Below are 22330 nucleotides of genomic sequence, written 5' to 3' on the forward strand. Positions count from 1 at the left end.
GATCATTTCAGCCACGTTTCAACCCTTCGAGGTGCACCTTTCATGAGTGCATCGTCTACCCCCGCCAGCGGTCTGGTGCGCATGAATCCGCCGGTGTTCTACTTCGCCGCGACGGTCATTCTGCTGTTTGGTCTTGTCGTCATCGCCATCCCCGAGCAGGCCGGCGCCTGGTTGCTGGAAGCGCAAAACTGGGCGGCCAACACGGTCGGCTGGTACTACATGCTCGCGATGACCCTGTATCTGGTCTTCGTGGTGGTCACCGCCTTATCCGGCTACGGCAAGATAAAACTCGGTGCCGACCACGACGAACCCGAATTCAGTTACCTGTCCTGGGCCGGCATGCTGTTCGCCGCCGGGATCAGCATCACGCTGTTTTTCTTCTGCGTCTCCGAACCGCTGACCCACATGCTCCAGCCACCGCAAGGCGGCGCGGGCACGGCGGATGCGGCACGCCAGGCGATGCAGATCCTGTTCCTGCATTGGGGCCTGCATGGCTGGGGCGTGTTTGCCTTCGTCGGCATGGCGCTGGCCTATTTCGCCTATCGGCACAATCTGCCGCTGGCCCTGCGTTCGGCGCTGTATCCGCTGATCGGCAAACGCATCAACGGCCCGATCGGCTATGCGGTGGACGGCTTCGGCATCATCGCCACGGTGTTCGGCCTCGGTGCCGACATGGGCTTCGGCGTGCTGCATCTGAACTCCGGGCTGGACTACCTGTTCGGCATCGCCCACACGCAGTGGATTCAGGTCGGCCTGATCACGCTGATGATGGGTGCGGCGATCATTGTGGCCGTCTCCGGCGTCGACAAAGGCGTGCGGGTGATGTCGGACATCAACATGCTGCTGGCCTGCGGGCTGCTGCTGTTCGTATTGTTTGCCGGGCCGACACAGCACCTGCTCAACACCCTGATCCAGAACGTCGGCGATTACCTCGGCGCGCTTCCGATGAAGAGTTTCGACCTCTACGCCTACGACAAACCGAGCGACTGGCTGGGCGGCTGGACCGTGTTCTACTGGGCCTGGTGGATCGCATGGTCGCCGTTCGTGGGCCTGTTCATCGCGCGGATTTCCCGTGGCCGCACCATCCGTGAATTCGTCTTCGGCGTGCTGTTGATTCCGCTCGGTTTCACCTTGGCGTGGATGTCGATCTTCGGCAACAGCGCCCTGGATCAAGTGCTCAATCACGGCATGAGTGCGCTGGGCATGTCGGCCATCGACAATCCGTCGATGAGCATTTATCTGCTGCTGGAAACCTATCCGTGGAGCAAGACTGTCATCGCCGTGACGGTGTTCATCAGCTTCGTGTTCTTCGTGACGTCTGCGGATTCCGGCACCGTGGTGCTCTCCACCCTGTCGGCGAAAGGCGGCAACCCGGATGAAGACGGGCCGAAATGGCTGCGGGTGTTCTGGGGTGCGATGACCGCGCTGATCACCAGCGCACTGCTGTTTTCCGGCAGCATCGACGCGTTGAAGTCGGCGGTGGTGCTGACCTCATTGCCGTTCTCGTTGATTCTGCTGCTGATGATGTGGGGCCTGCACAAGGCGTTCTATCTGGAGTCGCAGAAGCAGATCGCGCAGTTGCATTCGCTGGCGCCGGTCTCCGGTTCGCGGCGTGGCACCGGTGGCTGGCGTCAGCGCCTGAGTCAGGCCGTGCACTTCCCGTCCCGCGACGAGGTGTACCGCTTCATGGAAAGCACGGTGCGTCCGGCGATCGAGGAAGTGACCGCCGTGTTCGTCGAAAAAGGCCTGCACGTGGTTACCCAGCCGGATCCGGCGCATGACAACGTCAGCCTGGAAATCGGCCATGGCGAGCAGCATCCGTTCATCTATCAGGTGCAGATGCGCGGCTACTTCACGCCATCGTTCGCGCGCGGCGGCATGGGTTCCAAGCAACTCAACAATCGCCGCTACTACCGCGCCGAAGTGCACTTGAGCGAGGGCAGTCAGGACTACGATCTGGTCGGCTACACCAAAGAGCAGATCATCAACGACATCCTCGACCAGTACGAACGGCACATGCAGTTCCTGCATCTGGTGCGTTGATCCAGCGGCTGAGCGCCGAGAGGTTTTTACGCCTCGGCGCTCAGCACCATGAACAACACCATCGCCGCCACCGGCACGCCAAACACCGCACTGCCCATCGCAATCTTGGGCCCCGCCGGCGATCCGTCCCTCTGTGATGATCACGAAACAGACTATTATTTATCCAAGTGTGTATGGTGTGTATCGCTGCGCGCTTTATGCCCTAGAGTTGTAATTCTTGACGTCGGAAAGGGCGAAGGAAACCTTTATGAAATTCCCGGTCGTTCTGCATAAGGATGCCGACTCGGACTACGGCGTGATCATTCCGGACGTACCGGGGTGTTATTCCGCAGGCGCCACGGTAGCCGAAGCTTTCGAAAACACGCAGGAAGCGCTGGCGCTGCACTACGAGGGGCTGGTCGCCGATGGCGCCCCACTGCCGCAAGTGCGCGACATTGATGCTCATCTTGATAACCCGGATTACGCGGGCGGTATCTGGGGCGTGGTCGACTTTGACATCACGCCTTACTTCGGCAAATCAGTGCGCTTCAATGCCACATTGCCCGAGCAGTTGCTGGAACGTATTGACCAGACCGTCCGGCGAGACCGGCGCTACCGTTCCCGCTCCGGATTTCTGGCGGCGGCTGCGCTGCGCGAATTGTCGGTATGACAGAAATTCTGTGGGAGCGATCCTGCTCACTCCCGCAGTCAGGAGCTTTCGCGCTCGATCACTTGGCATCGCAGCAGGTTCAGCCGTTGCACTGCTTCGTTGGGCAGTACGCCAAGGCTTTCCAGCACTCGCGTTGCCGCCAGCACGCCAATCTCCAGCGCTGGCGGTTTGATCGTGCTCAGACTGGGCAATAACATCTCGGCAAACGGGTAATCACCGAAGCCGAGCACGGCGCAGTCTGCGGGGATTTTGATACCCGCGCGTTGTCCGGCGAGGAGGCCGCCGGCGGCGAGATTGTCGTTGGCGAAGATGATCGCGTCGGGGCGTGGTGAGGCGTTCATCAGGGCGTCCATCGCTTGCTTGCCGGCCTCGAACGGTGCGCGGTCGGCGTCCGGGGCGAAGATCCATGGCTCACGTCCTGCTTCACGCACAGTGGCGGCATAACCATCGCGGCGCTCCAGTGCACTGAAGTCGCCCGGCGCACTGTTCTGTACGAAAGCAATGCGTTGATAGCCTTTGTCCAGCAGATGCCTTGCCGCTGTCACGCCCACTTCGAAATGCGAAAAGCCAATCTGCATCGGCCCGCGTTCCGGCTGGTAATCCCAGGTTTCGATCACTGGAATATCCGCCTCGGCGAGCATTTTCTCGGTGCCTGCGCTGTGAAAGTGGCTGGTCAGCACCAGCGCTGCCGGCGACCAACCGAGAAACGCGCGCACGGCATTTTCTTCCTGCTTGATATCGAAATAACTCGACGCCAGCAACAGTTGATAACCGTGACGGCTAAGGGTGTCGCTGAAGCCCTGGATCGTGTTGGCAAAAATCGGCCCGGAGATGTTCGGAATGACCATGCCGACGATTTTCCCCCGCGCCGAGGCCAGACCACCCGCCACCAGATTCGGCACATAACCGAGCTCGGCAACCACCGCTGCAATACGCTCGCGCCGCTCGGGCGAAACCTGTTCGGGCTGATTGAAATACCGCGACACGGTAATCGCCGACACCCCGGCCGCACGCGCCACGGCATTCAACGTTACACGGCCGGCGCCACGACGTTTACGCGGTTTTTCAACGTTCAAGACTCGATCCTTTCTAAAAACCAAATCGCATATAAAAGTAATTTTTCAGTATTGGACGCTCTATTCGCCGATGGCCAATATTGCCGATGTTAGCGCTAACAAGGCGCGTTGTCTGCTACTCGCTCGAGCGAATGCCCAAGACAGATTCAGGCGCTGTCGTCGCAGAACGGCAGCGGTTCAGGGCCATTTTCGAGCGAACACCTATGCGTAATTTTCCTGGGGCATTACACACACTGACGCAGTCGATACACGCGGCGGGCTGGATTTTCACCGGGCTGGCGGCGCTGCCGCTGCCCATGGCGTTTGCCGCTGACAGCAGCGATCAGGAACCGACGCTGAAATCCGTCACGGTGACCGCGACTCGCCGCGAAGAGTCCCTGCAGAAAGTGCCGGTGGCGGTTTCCGTGCTCGACGGCGAACAGCTCGAACGCGATAACCGCAATAGCTTGGCGAGCATCGTTCAGCAAGTGCCGTCGCTGAATTTCCGTACCGGCGCCTCGAACAAGGACACCTCGTTATTCGTGCGCGGCGTCGGCACGATTTCCACCTCGCCCGGCGTCGAGCCGACCGTGGCGACAGTGATCGACGGCGTGGTGTACGCGCGGCCCGGTCAGGCCACGCTGGATCTGCTCGATCTGGAGCGCGTCGAAGTGTTGCGTGGCCCACAAGGCACGCTGTTCGGCAAGAACGCCTCGGCCGGTGTACTCAACGTCTCCAGCAAGGCACCGACCGCCGAAACACACGGCTATATCGATCAGGCGTTCTACAGCGGCAACGAAAGCCGCAGCCGTTTCGGCCTTGGCGGCAGTCTGATTCCGGACACGCTGAAGGGCTCGATCAGCACCTTGTTCGGCACGTACGACGGTAACATCGACAATCAACACAACGGCCACGAGGTCAACGGTTACAACCACCGCGGTGTGCGCGGCAAACTCGAATTCACCCCGAACGACGACATTACTTTCACCCTGATCGCGGACTACATGCAGTCCCACGACGACGCGCCCAATGGTGTCGTCAGCCAAGCGCTGACGCCGGCCTTCGCCAACGCGCTGAGTCCGGTGAGCGCGAGCAGCCACAACCGCGACATCAACACCGACACCCGCTCTCACATCGAGGACATCAACAAAGGCCTGTCCGGCCAGCTCGACTGGCAACTGGGCGATTACACGCTGACATCGATCACCGCATGGCGCGGCTGGGACAATACCCAGTATCAGGATGGTGATCGCCTCGGCACCGTGACGGCGGCGTTCCCCGGCACGGCAGATAAAGGCGATCTGGCCTTCGACCAGTATTCGCAAGAGCTGCGTCTGGCCTCACCGAAGGGCGAGTTTCTCGAGTACGTCGGCGGCCTGTTCTACATGCACGGCAAGGACGACGAGACCTATCAGCGCACCCTCACGACCACCACACGCACCGACCGTGGCGTTGCCGATTACAGCACCACCAGCGACAGCTACGCGGTGTTTGGTGAGAGCACGCTGAACTTCACTTCGAACTTTCGCGGCATCGCCGGTCTGCGCTATACCCACGATGATCTGAAATACGATCACCGTCGCGTTTCAACATCAGCGACCACCGTCAGCGGCATTCAACCGGCGACCAGTAGCTCTGGCTCGGTGGACGAGGACGGCTGGTCCGGTCGCCTCGGTCTGCAATATGACCTGAGCGATACCGTTACCAGTTACCTGACCTATTCGCGCGGTTACAAAGGCCCGGCGTACAACGTGTTTTTCAACATGCAGCCGCGCGACACCGAAGCGCTGAAACCGGAGACCTCCAACACCTGGGAAGTGGGGATCAAAGCCACCTCCTGGAACAACCGCCTGACCACCAACCTGGCGATCTTCCACAGCGAGTACGACAACTATCAGGCGAACTTTTTCGACACCGTCGCCGGGCAGGTGGTGACGCGTTTGATCAACGCCGGCAGCGTCACCAGTGAAGGCATCGAACTCGATTACGCCCTGCAAGCCACCCAGCAACTGAAGTTCTCCGGCTCACTGGCCTACACCCGCGCACGCATCGACGAATTCGCCTGCCCGGCCGGCGCGGCGGCGTCGTGCAACGTCAACGGCAAACCATTGCCGTTCAGCCCGGACTGGAAAAGCTACGTGCGCGCCGACTACACAATTCCGCTGGACAACGGTCTCGATATCGAACTGGGCACTGACTACAGCTGGCAGAGCGAAGTGCAGTACGACATCAGCCAGAACCCCGATACCAAACAGGGCGCCTACGGGCTGTGGAACGCCAGCGTCGCCTTGGCCGATTACAGCAATGGCTGGCGTGTCGCCCTGCTCGGCAAGAACCTCGCCGACAAATCCTATTCGTCATTGCTGGCCAGTGGCGGCAGCTACATCTATCGCGCCGTGCCACGGGATGACGAGCGCTATTTCGGCGTGCAACTGCGCAAGGATTTCTGAGATGAGCAGACAGATGAAACTCGGTGCGTTTTTCATGGCCACCGGGCATCACGTAGCGGCCTGGCGGCACCCGGACGTGCCGGCGGATGCTGGGCTGGATTTCGCCCATTACAAACGTCTGGCGCAGATCGCCGAAGCGGCAAAGTTCGATGCGCTGTTTGTCGCCGACAGCGTCGCCGCACCGACCGAAAACATCGCCAGCCGCATGGCGCGCTCCGATCACTTCGAGCCGCTGACCTTGCTCTCGGCACTGAGCGCGGTGACCGAGCACATCGGCCTGATCGCCACGGCCACCACCAGTTACAACGAGCCATACCACGTCGCGCGCAAGTTCGCTTCGCTCGATCATTTGTCGGGCGGACGGGCGGGATGGAATCTGGTGACTTCGGACAATGCGGCCGAGGCGCTGAATTTCGGCCGCGACGCACACATCGGCCACGCCGAACGCTACAGCCGCGCCCGTGAGTTTCATCAGGTGGTCACCGGGCTCTGGGACAGTTGGGAAGACGATGCCTTCCACCGCGACAAGGCCAGCGGCGCCTATTACCACCCGCAGAAGCTGCACGTGCTCGATCATGTCGGTGAACATTTCCGGGTCAAAGGCCCGCTGAACGTCGCGCGCTCGCCGCAGGGGCAACCGGTGATCGTCCAGGCCGGTTCTTCCGAAGCCGGGCGCGAACTGGCGGCGCAAACGGCGGAAGTGGTGTTCACCGCGCAGACTTCGCTGGCCGCCGCACAGGCGTTTTACACTGATATCAAGGGACGCTTGGCCAAGTTCGGGCGCAGCACCGATTCGCTGAAAATCATGCCCGGTGTGTTCGTGGTGGTCGCTGCTACCGAAGCTGAAGCGCAGGAAAAGTTTGAAACGTTTCAGCAATTGGTCGAACCGGAGGTGGGCGTCGCGCTGCTTGGGCGTATGCTGGGCAACTTCGATTTATCGAAGTACCCGCTGGACGGGCCGCTGCCGCCATTGCCGCTGACTGACAGCGGTCAGCAGAGCCGACAGAAATTGCTGACCGAGCTGGCCGGGCGGGAGAGCCTGACCCTCGCCGAGCTTGGTCGCAGGATCGCTGGCGGGCGGGGGCATCACAGCCTGGTCGGCACGCCGGCACAGATTGCCGATTGCCTGCAGGAGTGGTTCGAACAAGGCGCGGCGGACGGCTTCAATGTGCTGGTGCCGCACCTGCCGGGCGGGCTGGAAGATTTCGCCAATGGCGTGGTGCCGGAACTGCAACGGCGTGGCTTGTTCAGAACTGAATATGAAGGCCGCACGCTGCGGCAGAACCTGGGGCTGGTTCGACCAGCAAATCGCTTTGCATGATTGATGGGGCTTTTGTGGCGAGGGGATTCATCCCCGTTCGGCTGCGAAGCAGTCGTAAAACCAGCGCATTCGGTACACCAGATTCGCCGAGGTTTCAGGTTTTGGGGCGGCTTCGCCATCCATCGGGGATAAATCCCCTCGCCACAAAGGTGTCCGGTTGCAGATGACTAAAAGACAGACAAGAGAGGATTCGATGACTTACACCGCTGCCGAAAATCGCTACGACTCCATTCCCTACCGCCGCGTCGGCCGCAGCGGTCTGGTGCTGCCGGCCTTGTCGCTGGGCCTGTGGCACAACTTTGGCGACAGCACGCCGATCGAGACCCAGCGTGCCTTGCTGCGCACCGCGTTCGATCTGGGCATCAATCATTTCGATCTGGCCAACAACTACGGCCCGCCATACGGCAGCGCCGAGATCAATTTCGGTCGGCTGCTGCGCGAAGACTTCAAGCAGTATCGCGACGAGCTGATCATCTCCAGCAAGGCCGGTTGGGACATGTGGCCCGGCCCGTATGGTCAGGGCGGCGGTTCGCGCAAATACGTGCTGGCCAGCCTCGACCAGAGCCTGCAACGCCTCGGTCTGGACTATGTGGACATCTTCTATTCGCACCGCTTCGACCCGGACACCCCGCTGGAAGAAACCGCCAGCGCCCTCGCCACCGCTGTGCAGCAGGGCAAGGCGCTGTACATCGGTATCTCGTCCTATTCCGGGGTGAAAACCCGCGAGATGGCCGGGCTGCTGAAAGAGTGGAAAGTGCCGCTGCTGATTCATCAGCCGGCGTACAACCTGCTCAATCGTTGGGTGGAAAAGGATCTGCTCGACACCACCGATGAACTCGGCACGGGCGTCATCGCGTTCACGCCGCTGGCGCAGGGCTTGCTCACCGACAAATACCTCAACGGCGTGCCGGCCGATGCGCGAGTCAATCGCCCGGGCGGCGGCTCGCTGCAGGCTTCGCACTTGTCCGAGGCCAACATCGCTCACGTGCGAGCGTTGAACGAGATCGCCCAGCGTCGCGGCCAGAGTCTGGCGCAACTGGCACTGGCGTGGACGCTGCGTGATCCACGGGTGACCTCGGCACTGATCGGCGCGAGCCGGCCGGAGCAGATTGTCGAGAACGTTGGGGCGTTGAAGAATCTGAGCTTCAGTGCAGAAGAGCTGGCGGAGATTGACCGGTTTGCCCAGGAGGGCGGGATCAATCTTTGGGAGAAGCCTTCGACGGCGGAGTGAGCCACCCTCACCCCAGCCCTCTCCCAGAGGGAGAGGGAGCCGACCGAGGTGTCTTGCGTCTTACATCGACCTGAAATACCGAGTCGATTATGGATTCAGCAAAGTACGTTCAGGTCGGCGTACTTCTACAGCATCCCCAATCAGTCCCCTCTCCCTCCGGGAGAGGGTTAGGGTGAGGGGCTTTTGCCTTTAAAAGGGCTCAGCGAAAAAACGGCACATCCCCCAACACCGTCGCCCGCTGCATCACCCGCCGCGCCGGGCGGTAATCGTCCACCGCGTAATGCTGCGTCACGCGGTTGTCCCAGAAGGCGATGTCGTCCTTCTGCCAGCGCCAGCGAATGGTGAATTCCGGCCGTGTCGCGTGGGCGAACAGAAACTTCAGAATCGCCTCGCTCTCGGTTTCCGACAATTCGTTGATCTTTGAGGTAAATCCTTCATTGACGAATAGCGAGCGCCGCCCGCTCACTGGGTGGGTGCGAATCACCGGGTGCGACAGCGGCGGATTCTTGCGCCGCGCTTCTTCCCACTGCGCCAGCGCCTCAGGCGTGTTGCCGTAGCGCTCGAGCGGAAACGATCGGGTGAAATCGTGGGTCGCTGTCAGCCCTTCGAGCAGGGTTTTCATCGGCACCGACAGCGCTTCATATGCCGCGATGCCGCTGGCCCACAACGTGTCGCCACCGAACTCCGGCAGCAACTTGGCGCTGAGCACTGCGCCCATCGCGGGCGTTGGCAGGAAGGTCACGTCGGTGTGCCAGATCGCATTATCGCGCACGTCGGTGACGGCGGTGTCGAGGATCAGCACTTCCGGTTGTTCCGGCACGTTCGGGTAGATCGGGTGAATGTGCAGGTCGCCGAAATTATGCGCGAAGCGTGCCTGTTGCGCTGGCTCGATCGGCTGGTTGCGGAAGAACAGCACCTGATATTTGAGCAACGCCTGTTCGATGGCGTCGCGGTGTTCCAGGCTCAGCGGCTGGCTAATGTCGACGCCACTGATCTGCGCGCCGAGGGCCGAGCTTAACGGGGTGATGTTGAGGGTGCTCATGGTCGTTCTCTTCGAATTCGGAGTGTCATGCTTTTGTGGGAGCGAGCCTGCTCGCGAATGCAGAGTGTCAGGCGACAGTGCAGTGAATGATCTGACGCTTTCGCGAGCAGGCTCGCTCCCACAGGGGAATTTTCACAAGGCGATTTAGTGCGCCTGGCCGTGCCATGGCACCAGTCTGCGCTGCAATGCGCGCAGGCCCATTTCCATGGCGAAGGCGATCAGGGCGATGACCAGAATTCCCAGCACCACGACATCGGTGACCAGGAATTGCGCGGCCGACTGCACCATGAAACCCAAGCCGCTGGTGGCAGCAATCAGTTCGGCCGCAACCAGGGTCGACCAGCCAACCCCCAGGCCAATGCGCACGCCGGTGAGAATGTCCGGCAGAGCGCTGGGCAGAATCACATGGCGAATCAACTGCACGCGCGTTGCGCCCAACGACTGCGCCGCGCGCAGTTTTGCTGGATCAACCGTGCGCACACCCGTCGCGGTGGCAATCGCAATCGGCGCAAAAATCGCCAAGTAGATCAGCAGCACTTTCGACAACTCGCCAATGCCGCACCAGATCACGATCAGCGGCAGATACGCCAGCGGCGGGATCGGGCGGTAGAACTCGATCAGTGGATCGAGCACACCGCGAGCGATGCGGTTTGCACCAATGGCAATGCCCACCGGCACGGCGGTGAGAATCGCAAAAGCGAGACCCAGGCCGATGCGGCTCAGGCTCGCGCCCAGGTGCTGCCACAGCGTCGAATCCATATATCCCGAGGTCGCCAGCAGCCAGCCTTTTTGCAGCACGGCAGAGGGCGGTGGCAAGAACAGCGGTTCGATCAACTCGGTAGCGGTCACCGCCCACCAGACCGCCAACAGGCCGAACAGGGTCAGCAGGCTGATCCAGCGAGTGCTGAGGCTGCGGCGCAGCGGGATGCTCACCGAAGGTGTTTTCACCGCCGCAGCGGAAACGTCGTAACTGCTCATGCGGGCTCCTGCCGGGGTACGGCGCTGCGTTGCGAGAAGACTTTGCTCAGTACATGCTCGCGGGTTTCGATAAAACGCGGATCGGATTTGATCGCGCGGGCCGACTCGCCAGCGGCGTAACGCTGACCGAAATCCAGCTGCAGGCGCTCGACGATCTGCCCCGGATTCGGTGCCAGCAGAATCAGGTCCGTGGCGAGGAACACCGCTTCTTCAATGTCGTGGGTAATCAGGAAAACCGGTTTGGCAGTGCGCTGCCAGACTTGCAGCAACAGCTCCTGCATCTGCTCGCGAGTGAACGCATCAAGCGCACCGAACGGCTCATCCATCAGCAGCACGCGCGGAGCGGCGGCGAGGGCGCGGGCGAGGCCGACGCGTTGTTTCTGGCCGCCGGACAATTGCCAGATGCGCCGGTCTTCGAAGCCGGCAAGATCGACCAGCGCGAGCATTTCACGGGCGATTTTTTCCCGCTTGTCCTTGCCGACACCGGCCAGTTCGAGGCCGAAGGCGACGTTGGCCAATACGTCCTGCCAAGGCAATAAAGCGTCGTCCTGAAACACCACGCCACGTTCGGCGCTCGGGCCTTTGACCGGCACGCCGTCAAGGGTGATGCGCCCGGCACTCGGCTCGACGAAGCCGGCAATCAGGTTCAACAGCGAAGTCTTGCCACTGCCGGACGGGCCGAGGGCGACCAGCAATTGCTGCGGCCCCAGGGTCAGAGAAATATCCGCCAGCACCGGCTCCGGGCTGCCCGGGTACTGTGCGCTGATGCGCTCCAGCTGTAGCAAGGCCATCGCTGTATCTCCCGATCAGTTGGTGATGTATTTGGCGCTGACGTAAGGCGCGTAGTCCGGCAGGACGGCGTCGACCTTGCCTTGCTCCTTGAGGAACGCGGCGGTGTCGGTGATGGCTTTGGTGGTCGGCGCGCCGAGGTCACTGACCTGATCCGCCGCCAGTGGGTAGACGTTGCCCTGCAGCAGCAATGGAATGTCGCTGGCCTTGGCGCCGGAGAGTTTGACCAGTTTGTCGACGTTGCTCTGGTTGGCCAGCCAGGCCTGCGGATCCTTGCGGTAAGCGGCGTAGGCGTCGAGGGTGACCTTGGCGAATGCGGTGACGATTTCCGGGTGCTTCTCGGCGAAGTCCTTGCGCACGATCCACGCGTCGAAGGTCGGCGCGCCGAACTTGGCCAGCTCGCCGGAGGTGATCAGCACTTTGCCGTTTTCCTTGGCCACGCCCAGTGCCGGATCCCACACGTAAGTGGCGTCGATGTCGCCGCGTTTCCACGCCGCGATGATGGCTGGCGGCGCGAGGTTGAGCACGGTGACTTTCGACGGGTCGATGTTCCAATGCTTCAGCGCGGCGAGCAGGCTGTAGTGCCCGGTGGACACAAACGGCACGGCGATTTTCTTGCCGATCAGATCCTGCGGAGTCTTGATGCCGGAACCGTCGCGCGCGACCAGTGCTTCAGCGGCGCCGATCTGCGTGGCAATCAGGAAGGTTTCGACCGGCACTTTGCGGGTGATCGCGGCGGTCAACGGGCTCGAACCGAGATAGCCGATCTGCACATCGCCGGACGCGATGGCGGCAATGATGTCGGCACCGTTATCGAATTTGCGCCAACTGATGTCAGCCTTGGTGGCTTTCTCGTAGGCGCCGTCGGCCTGCGCGACTTTGGCCGGGTCGACGGTGGTCTGGTAGGCGACGGTGAGATCGGCCGCCTGGGCCAGGAAGCTTGCAGCGGCCAGCGAGGCGGCGGCGAGCAGGCGAAGCGGGGAATTCAGTTTCAATTGAGAGCTCCAGATCAGGCGACCGAATGTCGGCATGAGTGGAGACTAAATGATCTAAGAATCGCGAAATAAATAACTTTTTCGAATGAGCTTATGAGCGGAAAAATCTAAGGATAGGAGAGGGTGTGGGGATTTCGGATGATTCGTTCGACGTCAGAACTTTGCCCCCTCACCCCAGCCCTCTCCCCCAAGGGGGCGAGGGGGAAAGGGAGCTGATCTTCATGCTTTTCAAGGCCTGAGTTCGGCCCGGTATTTCAGGTCGGTGTAGCTCGCAAGAACAACGCGGTCAGTCCCCTCTCCCTTTGGGAGAGGGTTAGGGTGAGGGGCTTTTAATTGCTGATGGCGAGGATGCTCGCCTGATACGCGCCAACAAACACATCGAAATCGCCAACCTCGTTCTGTTCAAGCTCGGTCTGCTGCGCCAGCGATGCGCGCGCCAGTTCTTCAAACTTCGCTTGCTCGTCAGCCGCCAACGGCTCGCTGCGGAAGAACTCGGCGTGGGTCTGGCTCTGGCGCAGGGAGAACTGCGCAAAGCTTTCCTTGTGCTCAGCCATGGCCGCCAGCACCTGCGCCGATGGGGTCAGGGACGGGTCGTTGACCTTGGCCAGTTGCGCATCCAGCGCCTTGCTGTGGGCATCGCCGCCGACGCTCTGGTCGAGCATCGCCGCCAGCGGAGCAATCTGTTCCAGCAGTTCGGCCGCCCATTGCTTCATCTCGACCGGTTGACCGTCACGCTGCAATTGCAGGCCCGGACGGCGACCTTCCTTGACCACGCTGAGGAAGTTCGAGGTGGCGTTGCCGCACGAAGTGTTGGTCAGCAGCGGGCTGTCGTTCAGCGCGCAGTACAGCAGGAAGGCGTCGATGAAGCGCGATTCGGTGAGGTCGATGCCCATCGGCAGGAACGGGTTGATGTCCAGGCAGCGCACTTCGACGTACTGGATGCCGCGCGCCATCAGCGCCTGGATCGGCCGCTCACCGGTGTAGGTCACGCGTTTCGGGCGGATGTTGGAGTAGTACTCGTTTTCGATCTGCAGGATGTTGGTGTTGAGCTGCACCCATTCGCCATCCTTGTGCGTGCCGACTTCCACGTATGGCGCGTAGGGCGTGGCCACGGCTTCGCGCAGGCTGTCGGTGTAGCTCGCCAGGTCGTTGTAGCACGGTGTCAGGCCGGCCTGGGCATTGCTCTGATAACCGAGATCGCTCATGCGCAGGCTGGTGGCGTACGGCAGATACAGCGTGTCCGGATCGAGCTGCTCGAGCTGATGCGAACGCCCGCGCAGGAAGCCGGCGTCCAGCGCCGGCGAGGCACCGAACAGGTACATCAGCAGCCAGCTGTAGCGACGGAAGTTGCGAATCAACGCGATGTAGGAAACCGATTGGAAATCGCGATCGGTGCCGACGAAACCTTCGGCCTCGCGCAGCAATGGCCAGAGCTGTTCCGGCAGGGAAAAGTTGTAGTGAATCCCGGCAATGCATTGCATGGTCTTGCCGTAACGCAGGGCCAGGCCCTTGCGATAAACGTACTTGAGCTGACCGATGTTGGAGGTGCCGTAATAGGCGATCGGAATATCTTCCTCGGCCGGCAACGGGCACGGCATCGATGGACTCCACAGGTACTCGTTGCCGAGTTTGCTGTAGGCAAAACGATGAATCTTGTCCAGGCTCGCCAGCGTGTCGGCAGGATCCGGCAGGGCAGGCGTAATGAATTCCAGCAGCGACTCGGAGTAGTCGGTGGTGATCTGTTCGTTGGTCAGCGCGGAACCCAGGGCTTCGGGGTGCGGCGTTTGCGCCAGGCGACCTTCACTGGTCACGCGCAGGCATTCACGTTCGATACCGTGCAGGCACTGCTTGAGCAGAGAGAGGTTAGCGCGCTCGCCGAGCAGAGCCAGGCGGCGGTTGAGAAGTTCGCTCAATTTGGATTCCTTCACGCGTCAGTCGCCCCAATATGGGGGTGGGCAAGACGGTCTACAAGGGTGAAGTTGAAACTGGCGTTATCGCCTGGTTTTCTAGCCTGTCAGCCGCACACATGAACCCGTAGAAGCTGCCGAAGGCTGCGATCTTTTGATCTTGCTGTTGAAAAACAAAATCAAAAGATCGCAGCCTTCGGCAGCTCCCACAGGATTCGTTGCGCCGAAATTAACTCAAAATGATGAGCAACATCTACAGGACAGCGAAGGTGCCTTGCGCTTTTGCGACCAGTTTGTCGCCCTGCATCACCTCGGCTTCGACCACCAGCGTGCGCCGGCCCGGGTGGATCACCCGCGCCGTGCACAGCACCTCGCCGTCGGAAACGGCGCGGATGTAGTTGATCTTGCATTCGATGGTCGCACTCTGCTGATCGAAGCCATGGCTGCTGGAACAAGCCAGGCCCATGGCGATGTCGACCAGACTGAACAGCGCGCCGCCGTGCAGTTTGCCGCCGCGGTTGCGCAGTTCGGGCTCAAGCGCCAGGGCGACTTGCGCCACCCCGGTTTCGAGACTGTGCAGGCGACAGCCCAACAGCTTGAAAAACGCGCTCTCGACGAGCCCGGCCGGCATTTCCATCAGCGTTTCTTCAACTGCTTGGCGTTGGCGAACAGCGAGGCCATCGCATTGTTCACCGGCGCGGCGGTGGTGGTTTCCTTGCGCGGCGCGTTGCCCGAAGACTGGCGCGGTGCCGAGCCCGGACGCGAGCCACGGGCGCCATCGATTTTCTCGCCGGGAGTGTCGCTCATGCGCATCGACAGACCGACGCGTTTGCGCGGGATATCGACTTCCATGACCTTCACTTTCACCACGTCACCGGCCTTGACCGCTTCGCGCGGGTCCTTGATGAACTTCTCCGACAGCGCCGAGATGTGCACCAGACCATCCTGATGCACGCCGATGTCGACGAATGCACCAAACGCCGTCACGTTGGTCACCACGCCTTCAAGGATCATCCCCAGTTGCAGATCCTTGAGGTCTTCGACGCCTTCCTGGAATTCGGCAGTCTTGAACTCCGGACGTGGGTCGCGACCGGGTTTTTCCAGTTCTTGCAGGATGTCGGTGACAGTCGGCAGACCGAAGGTTTCGTCGGTGAATTTCTTCGGGTCCAGACGCTTGAGGAACGCGGCATCGCCGATCAGCGAGCGAATGTCGCGGTCGGTTTCAGCGGCAATGCGCTGCACCAGTGGATAGGCTTCCGGGTGCACCGCCGACGAATCCAGCGGGTTGTCGCCGTTCATCACGCGCAAGAAACCGGCGGCCTGTTCGAAGGTTTTCTCGCCCAGTCGCGCGACTTTCTTCAGCGCTGCACGGGTCTTGAACGCGCCGTGTTCGTCACGGTGAGCAACGATGTTCTGCGCCAGCGTCGCATTGAGGCCGGAAATCCGTGCCAGCAAGGCCACGGAGGCGGTGTTCACATCCACGCCCACGGCGTTCACGCAGTCCTCGACCACGGCGTCCAGACCGCGCGCCAGTTTCAGCTGCGAGACGTCGTGCTGGTACTGGCCGACGCCAATGGATTTCGGATCGATTTTCACCAGCTCGGCCAACGGATCCTGCAGGCGACGGGCGATCGACACGGCGCCACGGATCGACACATCGAGGTCCGGGAATTCCTTGGCCGCCAGTTCCGACGCCGAGTACACCGAGGCGCCGGCTTCGGAAACCATGACCTTGGTCATTTTCATCGCTGGATATTTTTTGATCAGCTCGATCGCCAGCTTGTCGGTCTCGCGGCTGGCAGTGCCGTTGCCGATGGCGATCAGGTCCACCGAATGCTTGGCGCATAGCGCGGCGAGGATGGCGATGGTCTGATCCCATTTGTTGTGCGGCACGTGCGGGTAAACCGTGGCGTGGTCGAGCAGCTTGCCGGTCGAATCGACCACGGCCACCTTGCAGCCGGTACGCAGGCCCGGGTCGAGGCCCAGCGTCGCGCGCGGGCCTGCCGGAGCGGCCAACAGCAGGTCGTGCAGGTTGTGCGCGAAAACGTTGATCGCTTCGGTTTCGGCGCCATCGCGCAACTCGCCGAGCAGGTCGGTTTCCAGGTGGGTGTAGAGCTTGACCTTCCAGGTCCAGCGCACCACTTCACCGAGCCATTTGTCCGCCGGGCGGTTCTGGTTCTGGATGCCGAACTGCTGAGCGATCATGCCTTCGCACGGGTGCATCGTGCCGGGCAGCTCATCGCCGACTTTCAGCGCGGAGCTGAGAATGCCTTCGTTGCGGCCACGGAAAATCGCCAGGGCACGGTGCGATGGCATGCTTTTCAGCGGCTCGTCGTGTTCGAAGTAATCACGGAACTTGGCGCCTTCCTCTTCCTTGCCGGCGATGACGCGGGCACTGAGGATCGCTTCCTGTTTGAGGAAATTACGCAGCTTTTCCAACAGGCTGGCGTCTTCTGCGAAGCGCTCCATGAGGATGTACTTGGCGCCTTCCAGCGCAGCCTTGACGTCGGCCACACCTTTTTCGGCATCGACGAAGCGTGCGGCTTCGGTTTCCGGCGACAGGTTCGGGTCGTTGAACAAGCCGTCGGCCAGTTCGCCGAGGCCGGCTTCGAGGGCGATCTGGCCCTTGGTGCGGCGCTTCTGCTTGTACGGCAGGTACAAGTCTTCGAGACGGGTTTTGGTGTCGGCGAGCTTGATGTCGCGTTCCAGGGCAGGGGTGAGCTTGCCTTGCTCTTCGATGCTGGCGAGGATGCTGATGCGCCGTTCGTCGAGTTCTCGCAGGTAGCGCAGGCGCTCTTCCAGATGACGCAACTGGGTGTCATCGAGGCTGCCGGTGACTTCTTTCCGGTAACGGGCGATGAAGGGGACGGTAGAACCTTCATCGAGTAGCGCGACGGCCGCTTCGACCTGTTGTGGGCGTACGCCGAGTTCCTCGGCGATGCGGCTGTTGATGCTGTCCATAAAACCACCTGACATAGTATGAAAGCAGGCTCGCAGGCACGCAGATAATGGCCTGGAGGCTGATTGAGCGGCTGGAAAATTGCCGCTGCCTGGATCAAGAAGCTGCCCATTGACCCGTGAAATCGAACAGTTACTGCACAGGGCCGGAAAAAATACCGGCCACTTACGGTAACGATTCAGACGTTGCCTGGCGCAAAACGCCGCGCATTATAACCAGCGTTCTGTCATTCGGGGGCGTTGCAGGCTGTAGGCATAAACCCCGGTTTTCTGGCAGTGAAGGAAAAATCTGCTAACAATGCGCACGGTGCGTATAACGACAGCTACGCCATAATGCGCGCCGAGCTAAAAGGAGCATCCAATGAGCAGCACTGCACAAACGGCTGAAGGCGAAAAAATTCTTATCGTTGATGACGATCCGGGGCTGAGCAGCCTGCTGGAGCGTTTCTTCGTCAGCAAGGGCTACCGTGCCCGTACCGTTCCGAACACTGAGCAGATGGACCGTCTGCTGGCGCGTGAAGTGTTCAATCTGGTCGTTCTCGACCTGATGCTGCCGGGCGAAGACGGCCTGACCGCGTGCCGCCGTCTGCGCAGCGCGAACAACCAGATTCCGATCATCATGCTCACCGCCAAGGGCGATGAGCTGAGCCGTATCAAGGGCCTTGAACTGGGCGCCGACGATTACCTGGCCAAGCCGTTCAACCCGGACGAGCTGATGGCTCGGGTCAAAGCGGTATTGCGCCGTCAGGCCGCACCGGTGCCGGGCGCGCCAGGCAGTGAAGACGAAAACGTCACCTTCGGTGATTACGTGTTGTCGCTGGCGACCCGCGAGCTCAAGCGTGGCGATGAAGTGCACATGCTCACCACCGGTGAGTTCGCGGTACTCAAGGCGCTGGTGATGAACGCGCGTCAGCCGCTGACCCGCGACAAGCTGATGAACCTCGCCCGTGGCCGTGAATGGGATGCGCTGGAGCGCTCCATCGACGTGCAGATCTCGCGTCTGCGCCGCATGATCGAACCCGATCCGTCGAAACCGCGCTACATCCAGACCGTCTGGGGCGTGGGTTACGTGTTCGTACCGGATGGCACCGCCACCAAGTGATCGGTGATTTGTAGGAGCGGGTCTGCAAGGCTCTGGTCGCACGGCCATTGCCACAGACTCGCAATCCGCAATATGCGAGCATTGCTCGCTCCTGCAAGTGTGTAGCGGTTAAAGATGAAAACCCCCGTCTGGTTCCCCCAAAGTTTTTTCTCCCGCACCCTCTGGCTGGTGCTGATCGTCGTGCTGTTTTCCAAGGCGCTGACCCTGGTTTATCTGTTGATGAACGAGGACGTGCTGGTGGATCGCCAATACAGCCATGGTGTCGCTCTGACGCTACGCGCCTATTGGGCCGCCGACGAAGAGAACCGCGCAAAAATTGCCGATGCCGCGACCCTGATTCGGGTGGTCGGCGCCGGTGTGCCGGAAGGCGAACAGCACTGGCCGTACAGCGAAATCTACCAACGTCAGATGCAGGCGGAACTGGGTGCCGACACCGAGGTGCGTTTGCGCATGCATTCGCCGCCGGCGCTGTGGGTGAGGGCACCGAGTCTGGGCGATGGCTGGCTGAAAGTGCCGCTGTATCCACATCCGCTGCGCGGCCAGAAAATCTGGAACGTGCTCGGCTGGTTCCTCGCCATCGGCCTGTTGTCGACAGCCTCCGCATGGATTTTCGTCAGCCAGCTCAACCAGCCGTTGAAGCGCCTGGTGTATGCCGCGCGGCAACTCGGCCAGGGTCGCAGCGTACGTCTGCCGATCAGTGATACGCCGAGCGAAATGACCGAGGTTTATCGCGCCTTCAACCAGATGGCCGAGGACGTCGAACAGGCCGGGCGTGAGCGCGAGCTGATGCTGGCGGGGGTTTCCCACGACTTGCGCACACCGCTGACGCGCTTGCGCCTGTCGCTGGAACTGATGGGCGATCACACCGACCTCACCGACGACATGGTCCGCGACATCGAGGACATGGACGCGATTCTCGACCAGTTCCTCGCGTTCATTCGCGACGGTCGTGACGAGTCGGTGGAAGAGGTCGACCTCAGCGATCTGGTGCGCGAAGTCGCCGCGCCGTACAACCAGAACGAAGAGAAAGTGCGCCTGCGTCTGGAACCGATCCAGCCGTTCCCGCTGCGTCGTGTGTCGATGAAACGCCTGCTCAACAACCTGATCGGCAATGCCTTGAACCATGCCGGTACCGGCGTTGAAGTAGCGGCGTATGTATCGGGAGATACCAGCGCGCCGTATGTGGTGCTGAGTGTGATGGACCGTGGCGCGGGAATTGATCCGTCCGAGCTTGAAGCGATCTTCAACCCGTTTACCCGAGGTGATCGGGCTCGCGGTGGCAAAGGCACCGGGCTGGGGCTGGCGATCGTGAAAAGGATTGCGGCGATGCATGGCGGCAATGTCGAATTGCGCAACCGGTCCGGGGGTGGACTGGAGGCGCGGGTGAGATTGCCGTTGGGATTGATGTTGCCCCGAGATGCGGTGTAACGGCGGAAAAAAAGATCGCAGCCTTCGGCAGCTCCTACAGGAAATGCATTCCCCTGTAGGAGCTGCCGAAGGCTGCGATCTTTTGCTTTTAACCTTTGCCCTTGGTGCGGGTCATATTCGGCCCGCCATTCTTTTCCAGATGCTCGATGATGATTCCGGCGACATTCTTGCCAGTGGTGGTCTCGATGCCTTCCAGTCCCGGCGACGAATTCACTTCCATCACCAGCGGACCGTGATTGGAACGCAGGATATCCACACCCGCCACCGCCAGGCCCATGACCTTGGCAGCGCGTAACGCGGTCATGCGTTCTTCCGGGGTGATCTTGATCAGGCTGGCGCTGCCACCGCGATGCAGGTTGGAGCGAAACTCGCCCGGTTTGGCCTGGCGCTTCATTGCGGCGATCACCTTGTCGCCGACCACGAAGCAGCGGATATCCGCGCCGCCGGCTTCCTTGATGTATTCCTGGACCATGATGTTCTGCTTCAGGCCCATGAACGCCTCGATCACCGATTCTGCCGCCGTGGCTGTTTCGCACAGCACCACGCCGATGCCCTGGGTGCCTTCCAGTACCTTGATCACCAGCGGTGCACCGTTGACCATGGCGATCAGGTCGGGAATATCGTCCGGCGAGTGGGCAAAACCGGTCACCGGCAAACCGATGCCGCGCCGCGACAGCAGCTGCAGCGAACGCAATTTGTCCCGCGAGCGGGCAATTGCCACCGACTCGTTGAGCGGGAACACGCCCATCATTTCGAACTGACGCAACACCGCGCAGCCGTAGAACGTCACCGATGCGCCGATCCGCGGGATCACCGCGTCAAAACCTTCCAGCGGTTTGCCGCGGTAATGGATCTGCGGCTTGTGGCTGGCAATGTTCATGTAGGCGCGCAAGGTGTCGATCACTACCATTTCATGCCCGCGCTCGATTCCGGCTTCGACCAGACGGCGGGTGGAATACAGACGCGGATTACGCGACAGCACAGCGATCTTCATGCAACACCTGTGGAGGAGGTAGATACCGGGAACACCGGCTTGTCTTGTACATATTTGATGCCCGGATTGACCACCAACTGGCCATCGATCAGGGCTTTGGAACCGAGCAGCAGGCGATAGCGCATGGACTTGCGGCAGGCCAGAGTGAACTCCACCGGCCAGACCCGATCACCCAGCGCCAGCGTGGTGCTGATCACGTAGCGCACTTGCGCATGGCCGTTGGAGCTCTTGATGGTTTTACGCGTGACCAGCGGCGCTTCGCAGCGCCGGTGACGCAACTGCACCACGGTGCCGAGATGCGCAGTGAAGCGCACCCATTTCTCGCCGTCGCGTTCGAAAGGCTCGATGTCGGTGGCGTGCAGGCTGGAGGTGCTGGCGCCGGTGTCGATTTTTGCGCGCAGGCCCGCAACTCCCAAACCCGGGAGCGCCACCCACTCGCGCAGACCGACAACGGTCAAATGATCAAATGTCTTCAAAGAAAAAAACCAAGGGTTAACGCTTCCAGGCCCCGTCCGGCACCTGGGCCAACGCTTTGAATGCAGGTCTGGCGAACCAGTAGCCCTGCATCAGGAAAATTCCACAGTCCGCGAGGAAATCCCGTTCCCCGGCGCTTTCTATGCCTTCGGCAATGACTGTAACGTCCAACTCCGCACACATTGTGACAATCCCCCGAACGATCACCTGACGGACACGATCCTGGTCAACATCGCGGATCAGCGCCATGTCGAGTTTGATCAGGTCTGGTTGGAAATCGGCCAGCAGATTGAGCCCCGAATAGCCGGCACCGAAATCGTCGATGGCGGTCTTGAAGCCGAATTCGCGGTATTCACGCAGAATATTGGTCAAATGGCGATAATTATCTACGTGCTCGATTTCCAGAGTTTCGAAAATCAGTCGGTCGATCGGAAAGTTGTGTTTGCGTGCGGCCTCCAGTGTGCTGCGAATGCATAGCTCTGGACGGTAGACGGCGTTGGGCAAAAAGTTGATCGACAAGTGTGTCTGCATATTAAGGCTCGCTGCGCCTTCGATGGCGCGGGTCCGGCAGAGCTGGTCGAAACGGTAGCGGTTGTCTTCTGTAACCTGATTTAACACCGACAGTGCACCTTCCCCTGACACGCCTCGGACCAGCGCTTCGTGGGCAAATACCGATTGATCGCGCAGGTCGACAATCGGCTGGTAGGCGAAGGCAAAATCGAAATCCAGCGGTTCGCTTTGCTGGCAGCCCTGGCAACCGCCCCTAGGTGAGGTCAACGAAGTTGGAAATTTAGTCACGCGGTCACTCCAGGCCGGTCGGGCGGCGAAGATCACAGTCAATCTGGAGGGCCGAGTTCTTGCGCCCGACAGAAACGGTAGTACAGTTCCGACTACTGGCTGAGCGAGGAATTCAT

The 22330-nt window shown here is 60.9% G+C and carries 19 protein-coding genes; 8 read left to right on the forward strand and 11 right to left on the reverse strand.

Features of this window, described 5'->3' with window-relative positions:
* Positions 1-81 precede the first annotated feature (81 nt).
* The 3 genes from betT to PSH90_RS01105 are packed head-to-tail and all read left to right on the forward strand — an operon-like array spanning position 82 to position 2692.
* The gene (betT, locus tag PSH90_RS01095; RefSeq protein WP_305383100.1) at positions 82-2043 is read left to right on the forward strand and encodes a choline transporter BetT; all 1962 of its coding nucleotides are present in this window, start codon (positions 82-84) and stop codon (positions 2041-2043) included.
* A 48-nt stretch (positions 2044-2091) separates the two neighbouring features.
* Entirely contained in the window at positions 2092-2316 is a 225-nt protein-coding gene (locus tag PSH90_RS01100; RefSeq protein ID WP_252879234.1) for a hypothetical protein, read from the forward strand.
* Positions 2291-2692, forward strand: a complete 402-nt coding sequence (locus PSH90_RS01105) for a type II toxin-antitoxin system HicB family antitoxin (protein WP_039756416.1) — start codon at positions 2291-2293, stop codon at positions 2690-2692. Before PSH90_RS01100 ends, PSH90_RS01105 begins: the two co-directional genes overlap by 26 nt.
* Positions 2693-2730: 38 nt before the next feature.
* On the opposite strand, the gene PSH90_RS01110 is transcribed toward PSH90_RS01105, so the two are convergent.
* Positions 2731-3768 carry a LacI family DNA-binding transcriptional regulator gene (locus tag PSH90_RS01110; RefSeq protein ID WP_252879235.1) on the reverse strand — a complete coding sequence of 346 codons (1038 nt, stop codon included), beginning with the start codon at positions 3766-3768 and terminating at the stop codon, positions 2731-2733.
* A gap of 203 nt (positions 3769-3971) precedes the next feature.
* Between PSH90_RS01110 and PSH90_RS01115 the strand changes: the two genes are divergently transcribed.
* The 3 genes from PSH90_RS01115 (at position 3972) to mgrA (ending at position 8749) form a co-directional block, all read left to right on the forward strand.
* On the forward strand, positions 3972-6197 hold the full coding sequence (locus tag PSH90_RS01115) for a TonB-dependent receptor (RefSeq protein ID WP_305381975.1): 2226 nt from the start codon (positions 3972-3974) through the stop codon (positions 6195-6197).
* A 1-nt stretch (position 6198) separates the two neighbouring features.
* A complete protein-coding gene (locus PSH90_RS01120) occupies positions 6199-7518 on the forward strand; it encodes an LLM class flavin-dependent oxidoreductase (protein ID WP_056787075.1) in 1320 nt (439 codons plus the stop codon).
* Between the two features lie 193 nt (positions 7519-7711).
* Complete coding sequence (gene mgrA, locus PSH90_RS01125) at positions 7712-8749, forward strand: L-glyceraldehyde 3-phosphate reductase (protein ID WP_252879236.1); 1038 nt, start codon at positions 7712-7714, stop codon at positions 8747-8749.
* A 199-nt stretch (positions 8750-8948) separates the two neighbouring features.
* Here the strand turns inward: mgrA and tauD are convergent, their stop codons facing one another.
* From tauD to PSH90_RS01160, 7 genes are all read right to left on the reverse strand, one after another.
* Positions 8949-9791 carry a taurine dioxygenase gene (tauD, locus tag PSH90_RS01130; RefSeq protein WP_305381977.1) on the reverse strand — a complete coding sequence of 281 codons (843 nt, stop codon included), beginning with the start codon at positions 9789-9791 and terminating at the stop codon, positions 8949-8951.
* Between the two features lie 144 nt (positions 9792-9935).
* Entirely contained in the window at positions 9936-10769 is an 834-nt protein-coding gene (gene tauC / locus PSH90_RS01135) for a taurine ABC transporter permease TauC (RefSeq protein ID WP_150637913.1), read from the reverse strand.
* Positions 10766-11560 (reverse strand): taurine ABC transporter ATP-binding subunit, encoded by a 795-nt coding sequence (gene tauB / locus PSH90_RS01140; protein WP_305381978.1) that lies wholly within the window; start codon positions 11558-11560, stop codon positions 10766-10768. The genes tauC and tauB overlap by 4 nt, the downstream gene beginning before the upstream one ends.
* Positions 11561-11575: 15 nt before the next feature.
* On the reverse strand, positions 11576-12553 hold the full coding sequence (gene tauA / locus PSH90_RS01145) for a taurine ABC transporter substrate-binding protein (RefSeq protein WP_110644783.1): 978 nt from the start codon (positions 12551-12553) through the stop codon (positions 11576-11578).
* A 329-nt stretch (positions 12554-12882) separates the two neighbouring features.
* Positions 12883-14466 carry a glutamate--cysteine ligase gene (gene gshA, locus PSH90_RS01150; RefSeq protein WP_041477477.1) on the reverse strand — a complete coding sequence of 528 codons (1584 nt, stop codon included), beginning with the start codon at positions 14464-14466 and terminating at the stop codon, positions 12883-12885.
* 247 nt (positions 14467-14713) lie between these two features.
* Positions 14714-15097 (reverse strand): PaaI family thioesterase, encoded by a 384-nt coding sequence (locus PSH90_RS01155; RefSeq protein ID WP_052512482.1) that lies wholly within the window; start codon positions 15095-15097, stop codon positions 14714-14716.
* Positions 15097-17421, reverse strand: a complete 2325-nt coding sequence (locus tag PSH90_RS01160) for a Tex family protein (protein ID WP_305381979.1) — start codon at positions 17419-17421, stop codon at positions 15097-15099. The genes PSH90_RS01155 and PSH90_RS01160 overlap by 1 nt, the downstream gene beginning before the upstream one ends.
* 358 nt (positions 17422-17779) lie before the next feature.
* Here PSH90_RS01160 and ompR point away from each other — a divergent pair, with 358 nt between their 5' ends.
* On the forward strand, positions 17780-18520 hold the full coding sequence (gene ompR, locus PSH90_RS01165) for a two-component system response regulator OmpR (protein ID WP_016772186.1): 741 nt from the start codon (positions 17780-17782) through the stop codon (positions 18518-18520).
* A gap of 114 nt (positions 18521-18634) precedes the next feature.
* Positions 18635-19948, forward strand: coding sequence for an ATP-binding protein (locus PSH90_RS01170; RefSeq protein WP_016770645.1), 1314 nt, complete (start codon positions 18635-18637; stop codon positions 19946-19948).
* 88 nt (positions 19949-20036) lie between these two features.
* Here the strand turns inward: PSH90_RS01170 and rimK are convergent, their stop codons facing one another.
* The 3 genes from rimK to PSH90_RS01185 form a co-directional block, all read right to left on the reverse strand.
* A complete protein-coding gene (gene rimK / locus PSH90_RS01175; protein ID WP_024011184.1) occupies positions 20037-20942 on the reverse strand; it encodes a 30S ribosomal protein S6--L-glutamate ligase in 906 nt (301 codons plus the stop codon).
* Positions 20939-21358 (reverse strand): ATP-dependent zinc protease, encoded by a 420-nt coding sequence (locus PSH90_RS01180; protein WP_231982547.1) that lies wholly within the window; start codon positions 21356-21358, stop codon positions 20939-20941. The genes rimK and PSH90_RS01180 overlap by 4 nt, the downstream gene beginning before the upstream one ends.
* A gap of 76 nt (positions 21359-21434) precedes the next feature.
* Entirely contained in the window at positions 21435-22214 is a 780-nt protein-coding gene (locus tag PSH90_RS01185) for an EAL domain-containing protein (protein WP_150638092.1), read from the reverse strand.
* Between the last annotated feature and the right edge of the window lie 116 nt (positions 22215-22330).

The organism is Pseudomonas sp. FP1762 (assembly GCF_030687105.1).
In the GTDB taxonomy this organism is placed as follows: domain Bacteria; phylum Pseudomonadota; class Gammaproteobacteria; order Pseudomonadales; family Pseudomonadaceae; genus Aquipseudomonas; species Aquipseudomonas siliginis.